This is a genomic window from Streptomyces sp. NP-1717, assembly GCF_022695985.1.
Taxonomy (GTDB): Bacteria; Actinomycetota; Actinomycetes; order Streptomycetales; family Streptomycetaceae; genus Streptomyces.
Genome location: NZ_JAAPBF010000198.1, coordinates 1 through 13,675, shown reverse-complemented (window position 1 = coordinate 13,675; position 13,675 = coordinate 1). Strand labels below are relative to the sequence as shown.

Sequence of the window (13,675 nt, the reverse complement as noted above, 5' to 3'; positions counted from 1 at the left end):
CCGGCCAGGGCCTCTTCGAGGTCGTCGGTGCCGCGCAGACCGGCCGCCGTGCGGGTGCGGGTCTGGTGCAGGAAGCGCGGCTCGGCGAAGGCGGCGAGCGCGTCGCGCACCTCGGGGAGGTGGGGGTGTTCGGCGTGCAGCGCGGCGGAGAGCTGGGCCTTGGGAATGGTGACACCGGCCTCGGTGAGGGCGCCCAGCGCGGTCGCCGGGTCCTCGAAGGAGGTGGCGAGGTGGCAGGTGTCGACGCAGATGCCGATACGGGCGCTGGCGACGTCGGTGAGCGGTCCGATCGCGTCGGCGGTGGTCTCGACGGTGCAGCCCGGTTCGGGCTCCAGCGCGATCCGGATGGATTTGCCGGTCAGCTCCTCCAGCGCGTCGAGCCGTTCGGCGAGAGTGGTGAGCGCGGCGTGCGCGGTGCGGGCCGCGGCGTCGTCGAAGGCGGTGCGCCAGGCGAGGGGCAGCGTCGATACGGAGCCCTCGGTGACGTCGTCGGGGAGCAGCGAGGCGAGGAGGCGGGCGAGGTCGGTGGTGTGGGCCAGGCGCTCGGGGTCGGCCCAGTCCGGCTTGTAGACGCGGTACTTGACCTCCTCGGCGCCGAAGCCTTCGTACGGGAAGCCGTTGAGGGTGACGACCTCCAGCCCGCGCCGCTCCAACTCGCCCTTGAGGCCGCGCAGTTGGGCAGGGTCATTGATGAGGGAGCGGGCCGCGCCCTTGGCGAGCCACAGACCGATGCCGAGGCGGTCGCGGCCGAGGCGTCTGCGTACCGGCTCGCAGTGGTCGCGCAGTTGGGCCAGTACGCCTTCGAGGTTCTCGGCGGGGTGGACGTTGGTGCAGTACGAGAGGTGGACGGTGGACCCGTCGGGGTGGCGGAAGCGCATGGGCTCACTCCCCGCCGCGGAGGATGGAGTTGCCCTCGTGCAGGGCCTCCGGCGCCGGTACGTCGAGCTGGAGTCTGCCGCTGAGGCCGTAGAACGCGACGGGGTTGCGCCACAGCACCTTGTCGACGTCGTCGTCGGAGAAACCGGCGGCGAGCATGGCGTCGCCGACCTTGCGGGTCTTGAGCGGGTCGCTCTTGCCCCAGTCGGCCGCGGAGTTGACGAGGACGCGGTCGGTGCCGTGGGCGCGCAGCACGGCGACCATCCGGTCCTCGTCCATCTTGGTGTCGGGGTAGATGGAGAAGCCGAGCCAGCTGCCGCTGTCCGCCGCGTCCTTGACCGTGGTCTCGTTGAGATGGTCGAGCAGGACGTGCTCGGGGTCGAGGTTCGACTCGCGTACCACGTCGATGGTGCGGCGCAGCCCGGTCAGCTTGTCGCGGTGCGGGGTGTGGACCATCGCGGGCAGCGCGTACTCGGCGGCGAGCTGGAGCTGGGTGGCGAGCGCGATGTCCTCGGCGGGGGTCATGGAGTCGTAGCCGATCTCGCCGACGGCGACGACACCGTCCTTGACGAGGTAGCGCGGCAGCTCCTCCAGGACGGGGGTGCAGCGGGGGTCGTTCGCCTCTTTGGGGTTGAGGGCGAGCGTGCAGTGGTGCGCGATGCCGTACTGCGCGGCGCGGAACGGCTCCCAGCCGAGCAGCGCGTCGAAGTAGTCGTAGAAACTGGCGGGCGAGGTGCGGGGCTGGCCGAGCCAGAAGGACGGCTCGACGAGCGCGCGGACTCCGGAGGCGTACATGGCCTGGTAGTCGTCCGTGGTGCGGGAGGTCATGTGGATGTGGGGGTCGAAGATGCGCATCAGGACTCCTCGCCGGTCATGTTCAGTACGCGGTGCAGGTCGGCGGGTACCGACCGGCCCGCCGCGGTGCGCTCGGACGCGAAGTCGGTGAGCATCCGGGCGAGTTCGGTGTCGCCCCCGGCGCGGTGTTCCGCGTCGGCGACGGCGGCCACGGGCACGCCGGTGAAGAGGCACTTCAGTACGGCGTGCCGCCAGGCGTGCGGGTCGAGGTGGTCGGCCGCGTACGGGCCGACGGCCGCCTCGACGAGCGTGGTGTCGTTGGTGCGCAGGGCGTCCTCGACCAGCGGCAGGGCCTCGGGGCCGGGGACGAGGTACGGCAGCGCCAGCAGGACGGCGCGGCGCTCGGCGGCGGTGCCGCGCTGGTAGAGGCGGGTCAGGGTGTCGATGTCGGCGGCGGCCCGCCGGAGCAGCAGGGTGCGGGCGGTGTCGGCGTTCTCCTGGCCGCAGTGGCGGCCGGCGGCGGCGAAGCGGAGTTCCCAGCGGGGGACGGCAACGTTGTCGGGCGCACTGCCCCGCTGGGCCGACTCGGCCGATTCCGCGGCCTCGGCGAGTGCCTGGTCGAGCCAGGCGACGGCCTTCGCGTCCAGCCGCCCGTAGAGTCCGTCGGATCCGTCGGGTCCGTGGATGGTCTCGCGGTTCATGCCGGTGCTCCCTTCGAGCGCAGGAAGTCCAGGGAGGTACGGGCCATTTCGGGCCCGGCGTGCGAGTGGCGGGGCAACTCCACGACGGTCAGGCCCTGGTAGCCGGTGGCGTCGAGCGCGGCAAGCACGGGCGGGAAGTTGATCTCGCCGTCCCCGAAGGGCAGATGCTCATGCACGCCGCGCCGCATGTCCTCGATCTGCACGTGGCGCAGCCAGGGCCCGGCGTCGCGGACGCAGTCGGCGGGCGGGGCGGGCTCCAGGCACTGGCAGTGGCCGATGTCGAGTGTCAGACCGAGGGGTTCGGGGTCGCCGAGGAGTGTTCTGAGGTGGTGGAAGCCGGCGATGTCGGCGAGGAGGTGGCCGGGTTCGGGTTCGATGGCGACGGGGACACCGGCGGCCCGCGCGGCGTCGAGGACCGGGGTGATCGACTCCTCCAGCCGCTTCCAGGCGGTGTCCGGGTCGGTGCCCTCGGGGGTGATGCCGCTGAAGCAGTGCACGGCGTGCGCGCCGAGGTCGGCGGCGACCTGGACGGCGGTGACGAGCAGTCCGGTGCGGGCGGCACGTGCCCCGGGGTCGGCGTCGAGCAGGGTGGGCCCGTGTTTGCGGCGCGGGTCGAGCACGTAGCGGGCGCCCGTCTCGACGGTGACGCCCAGGCCGAGTTCGGTCAGCCGCGCGGCCACCTTGGCGGTGCGGGCGGCGAGTTCCGGGGCGAGCGGGTCAAGGTGCATGTGGTCGAGGGTCAGCCCGACCCCGTCGTACCCGAGGTCGGCGAGCAGTCCGAGCGCGTCGTCCAGGCGCAGATCGGTGAGCCCGTTGGTGCCGTATCCGTAGCGGATGGTCATGTCACACTCACCCTCTTCGCGAACTTCCTGGCCAGCGGCACGAGTCCCATGACGACGAGTCCGATCCCGGGCGCCCCGCCGCGCGCCGCGAGCGCGGCCTGGAACGGGATCATCGCCCGGATGCCGCCGCCGACGGCCCGCTGGGTGAGCTGCGGTGACGGGTTGAGCGCGGCGTGCAGGAAGGACCGCCCGGCGATGACGACGAAGGCCGCGGCGAGCGCGGGGGTGACGAGCCCCGGGGGTCCGGTGTCGGTTCGGCGCAGGCCCACCAGGGCGCCGAGCACCCCGGTGACAGCGAGCGCGGCGAGGGGCGCCCCGACGGAACCGCCGTACACCTCGCGTCGGGAGACCGTGGTGACGGCGACGGTGTGGGCCCCGAGGAGGGCGGCGGGGACGAGTGCGGCACGGGGTACGGCGTGGTGCCCGGGCGCGGGGCCGGCGCCGGTGAGCGCCGCCGCGGTCGCCGCGGCGGCCAGGGCGGTGTCGAGGGACGCGGGCGGGAACAGCGCCCGGCCGGAACCGGCCGCCGGTACGGCGCCCTTGGAGGCCAGGGGCTCGACGGGGCCGCCCGCCCGGACCGCGGTGCGGCCCCGAGCTGCCGGTCCGCCCGGCCCCCGGCCCGGGCCGGCCTTGGAGCGGCCGGACGGCGCGAGGCGGGCCGTCGAGGCGGCGGCCTCGGACGCGGGACGTGACAGCGAGCCGGTGAGCCCGCTCGCCAAGCTCTCGATCGGAGTCCGGCCGGACCCGGCGGTGGGGTCACCCACCCAGGCCGACAGACGTGCCAGCACACCGCGCCGCGCGGACGACGAGCCGGCGGCCTCCGACGCCGGGCCGGGCGTCGGGCCACCGGCCCACGCCGACAGGCCCGACAGCACACCCGGGCCCACTGGCGGCGAGAGGCGGGCCGTCGAGGCGGCGGCCTCGGACGCGGGACGGACGGCCGAGCCGGTGAGCCCGTTCGCCGAGTCGCTGAGCGGATTCGGGCCGGGCCCGGACCACGCCGACAGACGTCCCAGTACGCCCCGCCGCGCGGGCGGCGAGGCGGCGGGCCGCGCCGCCGGGCCGGTCTTCGGGGCGCGAGGCGACGCCGCGCGTGTCGCCGTCGCTCCCAGCAGTACGTCCAGGGTTCTCGCCGCGCCCATCGCCGCCGGGCCCGCCGCCGTGTGCTTGAGGCGGAGGTCGTACGCCCAGACCGTGGCCGCGAGGGCCGTGCTCAGGGCCAGGGCCGGGCGGCCGGCGCGGGAGGCGAGCAGGAGGCCGGCGGCCGTGAGGCCGCCGGCCGCCGCCAGTGCGGCGTTCGGGGTGATGCGGCCCGAGGGGATCGGGCGGTGCGGGCGCTCGACGGCGTCCTCGTCGCGGTCGGCCCAGTCGTTGAGCGCCATCCCCGCCTCGTACAGGCAGAGTGACGCCCCGACGGCGAGCGCCGTACCGCGATTGGGCCGGACTCCGGCGGAGGCCGCGCCGGCCAGGGCGTCGCCCGGCACCGTGAACAGCGCGGACACCCGCAGGAGTTCGGCCCAGGCGCGCAAGCTCACTTGCTCTCCTTCAGGCGCTCGGCGAAAGAGAGCAGCGCGTCGAACTGTTCGGCGAGCGCGGCGGGGCCGCCGTCCGGGTCCTTGAAGTAGAAGCCGAGTTCGGGCAGCGGCCCGCTCAGCCCGGCCTCGTGGGCGCGGGCCACCAGCCGGGCCAGGTCCAGGACGAGCGGCGCGGCGAGCGCCGAGTCGCAGCCCTGCCAGATGGTCTGGAGGATCATGCGGGAGCCGAGGAACCCGTCGAACGCGATGTGGTCCCAGGCGGTCTTCCACTCGCCGAGCGCGGGCACGTCGTCGATGTGCACCTCGCCCTCGGGCGCGATCCCGAGCGTGTCGGCGAGGACCCGCTCCTTGCCCGCGTTCTTGGCGGCGGCGGCCGCCGGGTCGGCCAGCGCCGCTCCGTCCCCGCCGCCCAGCAGGTTGGTGCCCGACCAGGCCCTGACGTCGAGGGCGCGCTGGACGAACATCGGGGCGAGCACGGAACGGAGCAGCGTCTGGCCTGTCTTGCCGTCGCGGCCGGCGTGGGGAAGTCCGCTGGCCTCGACGGCGTCCGCGAGGGCCGCGCTCCGCAGCCCGGTCGACGGAGTGAAGTTCACGTAACCGCAGCCGGCCCTGAGCGCGGCGGCGGCGTAGAGGGAGCTGGCCGGCAGCCGCGGGTCGTCGTCGGCGGGCTCGGGCTCGGTGGAGGAGACGTTGACGACGACGGCGCGTACGACGCCGGTGCGCCGGACGAAGGCGGTGATGTCGTCGGCGAACGCGGCTATGAGTTCGTCGTCGTCGCGGGTGTCGCCGGGCATCGGTCCGCCGATGCGTATCTCCGCGTCGGCCGCTTCGAGTTCGGCGGCGATCGTGTTGGGCAGGCCGTGCGGGAGGACGCCCGCGGCGGTGAGCGCTTCGGCCCGCTTCGGCAGGGGGCAGCTCGCGGTGTCGTGTCCGCCGAAGACCAGCGAGGACAGTGCCGGGAGGCCCGAGTCCGCGAAGGGCGGGGTCTCGGCGACCATGCCGGTCGCGGGATGGAGCCCCGCGGTGACCGCCGCGCAGCCGGCGACGGCTGTCGTCGCGACTGAGCCGCGTGCTCCTACGAACCAGACTCCGGTACGTCCTGCAGTCGAATCGTTGGTGGTCACGGGCTGCCTCCCTGCCGGGTGGGTGTGTTGGTTGACGGCGGGCGGGGGGTACGGCGCCTCCCCGCCCGCCGCCGGCTGGCGGCCGGCCTCCTGGTGGTTCACCGGGAGGCCGGGTGGTCCTCCTGTGTACTAGGAGGCCAGTTCCTTCAGTTGGATGTTGCGGAACGCGACCTGATCGTCGGCACCGTGGTTCTGGATGCCGATGTAGCCGTCCTTCAGGCTGCGTGCCGGGTCCTTGTTGGTGAAGTCGTTGATCTTGACTCCGTTGAGGATGACCTGGACCCGCTCACCCTGCACCTTGATCTCGTAGTTGTTCCACTGGCCCGGAGGCCGCAGAACCTGGTCCCTGGCCTTGATGTTGGCCGACTTGAAGCCGTAGATCGCGCCGGTGGTGCGATCCGCCGCGTCCGTGGCGTCGATCTGGATCTCGTAGCCGTTGTTGACGGCCGACCAGGGGTCGTCGGAGGCCGGGAAGCCGATGAAGACACCGGAGTTGTCGTCCCCGTCCATCTTCCAGTCCATCTTCAGCGAGTACGAGCCCAGTTCCTTGGCCTGGTACCAGAGCATGCCCATGCCGCCCTCGGTGTGCATCTCGCCGCCACCGATGTTGAACTTGCCCGGGCCCGCCTGCTTCCAGCCTTCCAGGGTCTTGCCGTTGAAGATGTCCCGGTAGCCGGTGTTGGGCTTGCAGTCGGACTTGACCTGTCCGGCCGCGTACCGCAGACCGCCGAGCAGGTGCTCGCGGAACGCCGGTTCGGCGTACGACGCCTTGGTGTGACCGCCGCCGGTGTAGAAGGAACGGCCGCCGTCGTACGTCTGGCACCAGGCGATCGGGTGGTCGCCCTTCATCGTGCCGCCCTGGTAGGTCGTCTCGTCGAGGGTGGCGAGGACCTTCACGTTCGAGCGGGGGTTGTCACGGTAGTTGTACCACTCGTCCGTGCGCTGCCACTCGTCGTCCAGGTGTGCGGTGGAGGGGTGATCGTGGTCCTCGACCCGCACGGTGGCTTCCTGGATCTGCGGGTGCCCGGAGAAGTAGGCACCGACCAGCTTGCCGTAGTAGGCCCAGTCGTACTCGGTGTCCGACGCGGCGTGCACGCCCATGTAGGCGCCGCCGGTGGAGATGTAGTACTCGAAGGCCTTCTGCTGCTCGGGATTGAGGACGTCACCGGTGGTGGAGAGGAAGACCACCGCGTCGTACCGGGCGAGGTTGTTCGTGGTGAACTGCGCCGCCGTCTCGGTGGAGTCGACCGTGATGTTGCTGGTCTTGCCCAGCTCCTTCAGGGCCGCTATCCCGTCCGGGATGGCGTCGTGCCGGAACCCGGCGGTCTTGGAGAAGACGAGGACCCGCTTCTCGGTCTTGCCGGCGGCCTGGTCGCTGATCTCGAAGTCGTCGAGGTCGTAGAGCGCGCCCTGACCGCCCTTGAAGACGAGGAACAGCTCCGTGGTGGCCTTGGGCACCGAGCGCAGCGGTACGTCGATGTCCTGGAAGGTGTCCCAGCTGCCGGTCACCGGGATCGGCGCGGAGCCGAGGAGGGTGCCGGTGGCGGAGCCCGTACGCACTTCGAGGAATCCGCCCGAACCGCCGGAGGAGACCCGGGCGGTGAGGGTCTTGGACCCGGTCAGGTTGTACGGGGTGAAGGAGATCCAGTCGTCGTTGTCGATGTCCCCGACGGTCTTGCCGCCGTTGGCGGACGCCTTGTCGTAGGTCTTGATGCCCGACGCGTGGGAGAAGTGCTCGGCCTGCCGGTGGCGGGGCTGGAGCTGGACCTGGTCGTGCGTGGTGAGCGCGGCCTGGCCGCCGCCTCCGCCGTCGGTGTACTCGGCGTCGATGACTCCGAAGATGTCGGCGTTGGGGTCGTGCTCGCCGTCCGCCGGGGCGGTGATGGTGCCTTCACAGCCCTTGGCCGAGGTGATCGGGTGGCCGTGGCTGTCGTGGCCGAGGATGTAGTTGACGGTTACCTTGGAGCAGTCGATCGGACCGTCCTCGGGGTCGGTGACGGTGACCTTGAAGGGCAGCTTGTCACCGAACTTGAACAGGGCGCCGTCGGCGGGCACGGTGATCTTCACCTTGGGCGCGGTGTTGCCGACCACGACCCGTACGGAGGAGTTGCCGGTGTTCCCGTCGGGGTCCGTGACGGTCAGCGTCGCGGTGTAGGTCCCGTTCTTCTTGTACACGTAGCTGGGGTTGGGCTCGGTGGACTTGCCGCCGTCGCCGAAGTCCCAGGCGTAGGTGATCTCGTCACCGTCCGGGTCCACGGTGCCCGCGGAGGAGAAGTTCGCCCGCAGCGGCGCCGTTCCCGACGTCTTGCTGGAGGTGGCCTTGGCGACCGGGGCCCGGCCGTTGGCTATGTTCTCGATCCGGTAGACGGCCGAGTTCTCGTCGCCGCCGAACCAGGCGCGGCCGTAGTCGAGGACGTAGAGCGCGCCGTCGGGGCCGAACTCCATGTCCATGACCTGGGTGCCGGTCCACGGGAAGTCGTGGATGCTGGTGACGGTGCCGTCCGCGTCCTTCTCGATGCGCTTGATCCACTCGCGGCCGAACTCGCCGGCGAAGAAGTCGCCGTCGTACTCCTCCGGGAACTTCGCCGCGGACTCCAGCTCCGGGTCGAAGTTGTAGACCGGGCCGCCCATCGGGGACTCGGAGCCGTCGCCGAACTCCGGCACGCTGTTCCCGTTGTAGGGAATCCAGGCGGCCTGGGACGGCGGCAGGTCGGTGAGGCCGGTGTTGTGCGGCGAGTCGTTCTTCGGCGCGGCGCAGTCGAAGGCCGGGCCGGAGGTGCCGGTCGCGAAGTCGTAGTCGCGGTAGGCGTCGTTGTCGCCGGTGCAGTACGGCCAGCCGAAGTTGCCGGCCTCCGTCATGCGGGCGAACTCGACCTGGCCGGCCGGGCCGCGGGTCTCGGACGCCGCGCCCGCGTCGGGGCCGTACTCACCGACGTAGACGATGCCGGTCTTCTGGTCGACGTTGATGCGGAAGGGGTTGCGGAAACCCATTCCGTAGATCTCGGGGCGGGTCTTGGCCGTGCCGGGGGCGAAGAGGTTGCCCTCGGGGATGGTGTACGAACCGTCCTCGGCGACCTTGATCCGCAGGACCTTGCCGCGCAGGTCGTTGGTGTTGCCGGAGGTGCGCCGGGCGTCGAAGGCCGGGTTGCGGTTGGCGCGGTCGTCGATCGGCGTGTAGCCGTCGGAGGCGAAGGGGTTGGTGTCGTCGCCCGTCGACAGGTAGAGGTTGCCGTCCGCGTCGAAGGCGATGTCACCGCCGACGTGGCAGCACACGCCGCGGTTGGTCTCGATGTCGAGGACCTTCCTCTCGCTGGCCTCGTCGAGGGTGAAGTCCTCGTTCAGCGTGAAGCGGGAGAGCCGGTTGTACCCGTCGAAGGGGGCGAAGTCGGCAGCCGTGCCCGTCTCGGGTGCGTCACCGGCGGGGGTGTCGAGCACCGGGGAGTAGTACAGGTAGATCGCGCGGTTCTCGGCGAAGTCGGGGTCGATACCGACGCCTTGGAGGCCTTCCTCGTCGTGCGTGTACACGTCGAGCTTGCCCGCGACCTTGGTGTCGCCGGCGGCGTCGGTGATGCGGAGCGTGCCGTCGCGCGAGGTGTGCAGGACCTGGCGGTCCGGCAGGACGGCCAGCGACATCGGCTCGCCGACCTCGTCGGCGCCCTTGGCGAGGGCGACCTGCTGGAAGGTGCCGTCCGCGGGATGGGGATCGTCCGGGTGGGCGGCGGCGGGGACGGCGGAGATGGTGCCGGCGATGAGGGCACCGGCCACGAGCGCGAGGAGGGATCTGGATCTATGGCGTCTTCTGAGCACGAAAGTCCTCCGGGGGTGGGGCTGTTCGTACGTGCGGATGCCGAGGGACGCCGAAGCGCCGCTCCCGGCATGCTGGGACCCGTCCTGTGCGAGCAACGTGCCCCCTACATCTCGCTGGACGTTAGCCCGGTTGGTCCGTGCCGGAAAGACCTTGCGCAGCAATTGGGTTCAACTTTTTCCCAGTTGTGGACAAAGGCAGAAATGGCAGACCGGACGGCCCGGCGGCGGTTTCGGACCACCGCCGGGCACGCCCCGGTCACCTCGCCGTGCCGGCTACGCAGGCCCCTCCTTGAGCTGGATGTTCCGGAAGGAGACCTGGTCGTCGTCGCCGTGGTTCTGCAGGCCGATATGACCGTCCTTCAGGCTGCGGACGGGGTCGGTGTTGGTGAAGTCGTTGATCTCGACCCCGTTGAGGAACACCTGGAGGCGCTCCCCGTCGACCCTGAGTTCGTAGCTGTTCCACTCGCCCGGCGGCTTGAGGGCCTCGTCCCTCGCCCCGATGTCGGCGGCCTGGAATCCGTACACCGATCCCGTGGTGCGGTCGTCGGCGTCGGTGGCGTCGATCTGGACCTCGTAGCCGTTGTCCACGGCCGAGTTGACGTCGTCGGAGGCCGGGAAGCCCACGAAGACACCGGAGTTGTCGTCGCCCTGCATCTTCCAGTCGAGCTTGAGCGAGTACGAGGAGAGTTCCTTCGCCTCGTACCAGAGCAGGCCCATGCCGCCCTGGGAACGCAGTTCACCGTCGACGACGTCGAACTGTCCCGGTCCGGCCTGCTTCCAGCCGTCCAGCGACTTCCCGTCGAAGATATCCGTGTACCCCGGGTCCGGGTCGGTGCCGCCCGCCGGTGTGCAGTCGGCCTCGACCTGTCCGGTGGCGTACTTGAGCCCGCCGAGCAGATGGTCACGGAAGGCCGGTTCGGCGTACGACTCCTTGGTGTGGCCGCCCCCGGTGTAGAAGGACCGGCCGCCCTCGTAGGTCTGGCACCAGGCGATCGGGTGGTCGCCGGACATGTTGCCGCCCTCGTAGCTCGACTCGTCCAGCGAGGCGAGCACCCGGGCCTGCTCACGGGGGTTGGTGCGGTAGTTGTACCACTCGTCCGTACGGTCCCAGGTGTCCTCCAGATGGGCCGTGGCCGGGTGATCGTGGTCCTCGACCTTCACCGTGGCGGGCTGGATGGCCGGGTGGGAGTCGAAGTAGGCCCCCACCAGACCGCCGTAGAACTCCCACTCGTACTCGGTGTCGGCGGCGGCGTGGACACCCAGATAGCCGCCTCCCCCGGCGACGTACTCCTCGAACGCCTTCTGCTGCTCGGCGTTCAGCACGTCACCGGTGGTGGAGAGGAACGCCACCGCGTCGTAGTCCGCGAGATTGTCCGCGGTGAACGCTCCCGCGTCCTCGGTGGACTCGACCGTGATCTCGGTGGACTCCCCCAGCTCCTTCAGGGCCTCGGTGCCGGCCTCGATGGAGTCGTGGCGGAAGCCCGCCGTCTTGGAGAAGACCAGGACGCGCTCGCCGGCCGCGGCGGGCGCCTCCCCGGTGATCTCGAAGTCGTCCACCTCGAAGAGGTCGCCCTCGCCGCCCTTGAAGGTCAGGACGAGGTCGGTCGTCTCCGCCGGGGCGCCGGTCAGGGCCACCTCGACGTCCTCGAACGTGGTCCAGCCGCCGGTGACGGGCACCTCGGCCGAGCCGAGGACCTCACCGTCGGCCGAGCCCGCCCGCACCTCCAGGGTGCCTCCGGCGCCGCCGGAGGAGACCCGCGCGGTGAGCTTGGCGGCCCCGGCCAGGTGGTACGGCTCGAAGGAGATCCAGTCGCCGTTCGAGATGGAGCCGACGGTCTTGCCGCCGTTGGCTCCGTCACGTTCCGTCACGGTGGTGCCGGACGAGTCGTTGGCGTGCTCCGCCTGGCGGTGCCTCGGCTGGATCTCGGACTGGCCGTGCCCGGTGAGCGAGGCCTGACCGCCGCCTCCGCCGTCGGTGTACTCGGCGTCGATCACTCCGAAGATGTTGGCGTTGGGATCGTGTTCGGCGTCGGCGGGCGCCGTGATGGTGCCCTCGCAGCCGGTCTTCGAGGTGATCGGGTGACCGTGGCTGTCATGGCCGAGGATGTAGCGGACGGTGACCTTGGAGCAGTCGATGTCCTCCCCGTCCTCCGGATCAGTGACGGTGACCTTGAACGGCAGCTCGTCACCGAAGTTGAACAGCGTGCCCGGCGCGGGCAGTTCCAGCTTCACGACGGGCGCGGTGTTGCCGACGACGACCTGCACGGAGGCGGTGCCGGTGAGCCCGCCGGGGTCCTTCGCGGTGACGGTCGCCGAGTAGGTGCCGTTCTCCTCGAAGGTGTGGGTCGGGTTCGGCTCGGTCGACGTTCCGCCGTCGCCGAAGTCCCAGGCGTACGTCAGCTCGTCACCGTCCGCGTCCTCGGTGCCCTCCGACGAGAAGGCCACCTCCAGCGGTCCGGTGCCCGATGTCTTGTCCGCCTTGGCGACGGCGACCGGTGAGTATCCCTCGGTGGCGTTCTCGATGCGGTAGAGCGCCGAGTTCTCGTCACCGCCGAAGTAGCCGGTGCCGTAGTCCAGGACGTAGAGCGCGCCGTCGGGGCCGAACTCCTGGTCCATGACCTGGGTGCCGGTCCAGGGGAAGTCGTTGATCGAGTCGACCGTGCCGTCGGCACCCTGGTCGATGCGCTTGATCCACTTGCGGCCGAACTCGCCGGCGAAGAAGTTCCCGTCGTACTCCTCGGGGAACTTGACCGGGGAGTCGAGGTCCGCGTCGTAGTTGTAGACGGGGCCGCCCATCGGGGACTCGGAGCCGTCGCCGAACTCCGGGACGCTGTTCCCGTCGTACGGGATCCAGGCGGCCTGGGACGGCGGCAGGTCGGTGAGGCCGGTGTTGTGCGGCGAGTCGTTCTTGGGCGCCGCGCAGTCGAAGGCTTCGCCGGATTCGCCGGTGCCGAAGTCGTAGTCCTTGAACGGCTCGTTGTCGCCGGTGCAGAACGGCCAGCCGAAGTTGCCCGCCTCGGTGACACGTGCGAACTCGACCTGGCCGGCCGGACCGCGGTCCGGGTCGGCCGCGCCCGCGTCGGGACCGTAGTCACCGACGTAGACGACGCCCGTCTCCGTGTCGACGGAGATCCGGAACGGGTTGCGGAAGCCCATGGCGTAGATCTCGGGCTTCGTCTTCTCCGTGCCGGGGGCGAACAGGTTGCCGTCGGGCACGGTGTACGAGCCGTCGTCGGCGACCTTGATGCGCAGGACCTTGCCACGCAGGTCGTTGGTGTTGCCCGAGGAACGCCGGGCGTCGAACGCGGGGTTGCGGTCCGGCCGGTCGTCGATCGGCGTGTAGCCGTCGGAGGCGAAGGGGTTGGTGTCGTCGCCCGTCGACAGGTAGAGGTTGCCGTCCGCGTCGAAGGCGATGTCACCGCCGACATGGCAGCAGGTGCCGCGTGTGGCGGGCACGTCGAGGACCTTCTTCTCGCTCGCCTCGTCGAGGGTGCCGTCCTCGTTCAGCGTGAAGCGCGAGAGCCGGTTGACCCCGTCGAAGGGGGCGAAGTCCTCCGCGGTGCCCGTTTCGGGCGCGTCGCCGGCGGGGGTGTCGAGCTTGGGCGCGTAGTAGAGGTAGATGGCCCGGTTCTGGGCGAAGCCGGGGTCCACGCCGACCCCTTGCAGTCCTTCCTCGTCGTGGCTGTAGACATCGAGGGTGCCGGACACCTTGGTGGTGCCGCCCTCGTCGGTGATACGCAGGGTGCCGTCGCGCGAGGTGTGCAGGACCTGGCGGTCGGGAAGTACCGCCAGGGTCATGGGCTCGCCGGCTTCGTCGGCGCCCTTGGCCAGGGTCACCTGCTGAAACGTGGGGGCGGCGTCTTGTCTTCCGGGGTCGGCGGCGTTGGCCGGCACGGCGCTGAGGGTCGACCCCGCGAGCAGGGCGCCGGTCAGCAGTGCGAGAAGGGATCGGCCTCTGGGACGTCGTTGACGGTGCACGAGAGTCCTCCGGTAGT

8 protein-coding genes are annotated in these 13,675 nt (G+C 71.0%); all 8 read right to left on the bottom strand.

Features of this window, described 5'->3' with window-relative positions; all coding sequences use genetic code 11:
* Positions 1–878: metabolite traffic protein EboE (eboE, locus tag GXP76_RS28245; protein ID WP_242574445.1), on the bottom strand; the 878-nt coding region annotated here is incomplete at its 3' end.
* Between the two features lie 4 nt (positions 879–882).
* Positions 883–1,731 carry a TatD family hydrolase gene (locus GXP76_RS28240; protein WP_242574444.1) on the bottom strand — a complete coding sequence of 283 codons (849 nt, stop codon included), beginning with the start codon at positions 1,729–1,731 and terminating at the stop codon, positions 883–885.
* A complete protein-coding gene (locus GXP76_RS28235) occupies positions 1,731–2,372 on the bottom strand; it encodes an EboA domain-containing protein (protein ID WP_242574443.1) in 642 nt (213 codons plus the stop codon). The genes GXP76_RS28240 and GXP76_RS28235 overlap by 1 nt, the downstream gene beginning before the upstream one ends.
* Complete coding sequence (locus tag GXP76_RS28230) at positions 2,369–3,214, bottom strand: sugar phosphate isomerase/epimerase (protein WP_242574442.1); 846 nt, start codon at positions 3,212–3,214, stop codon at positions 2,369–2,371. Before GXP76_RS28230 ends, GXP76_RS28235 begins: the two co-directional genes overlap by 4 nt.
* A complete protein-coding gene (locus tag GXP76_RS36075) occupies positions 3,211–4,749 on the bottom strand; it encodes a UbiA family prenyltransferase (RefSeq protein WP_374362878.1) in 1,539 nt (512 codons plus the stop codon). Before GXP76_RS36075 ends, GXP76_RS28230 begins: the two co-directional genes overlap by 4 nt.
* The gene (locus GXP76_RS28220; RefSeq protein WP_242574441.1) at positions 4,746–5,873 is read right to left on the bottom strand and encodes an inositol-3-phosphate synthase; all 1,128 of its coding nucleotides are present in this window, start codon (positions 5,871–5,873) and stop codon (positions 4,746–4,748) included. The genes GXP76_RS36075 and GXP76_RS28220 overlap by 4 nt, the downstream gene beginning before the upstream one ends.
* A 129-nt stretch (positions 5,874–6,002) precedes the next feature.
* Positions 6,003–9,680, bottom strand: a complete 3,678-nt coding sequence (locus tag GXP76_RS28215; protein WP_242574440.1) for a ThuA domain-containing protein — start codon at positions 9,678–9,680, stop codon at positions 6,003–6,005.
* A 273-nt stretch (positions 9,681–9,953) separates the two neighbouring features.
* Positions 9,954–13,658: a ThuA domain-containing protein gene (locus GXP76_RS28210; RefSeq protein ID WP_242574439.1), complete on the bottom strand. Its 3,705-nt coding sequence runs from the start codon at positions 13,656–13,658 to the stop codon at positions 9,954–9,956.
* Between the last annotated feature and the right edge of the window lie 17 nt (positions 13,659–13,675).

Excerpts from the sequence above, each read along its gene's own strand:
- GXP76_RS28240 (WP_242574444.1), bottom strand. The coding sequence starts at position 1,731 with ATGCGCATCTTCGACCCCCACATCCACATGACCTCCCGCACCACGGAC.
- GXP76_RS28235 (WP_242574443.1), bottom strand. The coding sequence starts at position 2,372 with ATGAACCGCGAGACCATCCACGGACCCGACGGATCCGACGGACTCTAC.
- GXP76_RS28230 (WP_242574442.1), bottom strand. The coding sequence starts at position 3,214 with ATGACCATCCGCTACGGATACGGCACCAACGGGCTCACCGATCTGCGC.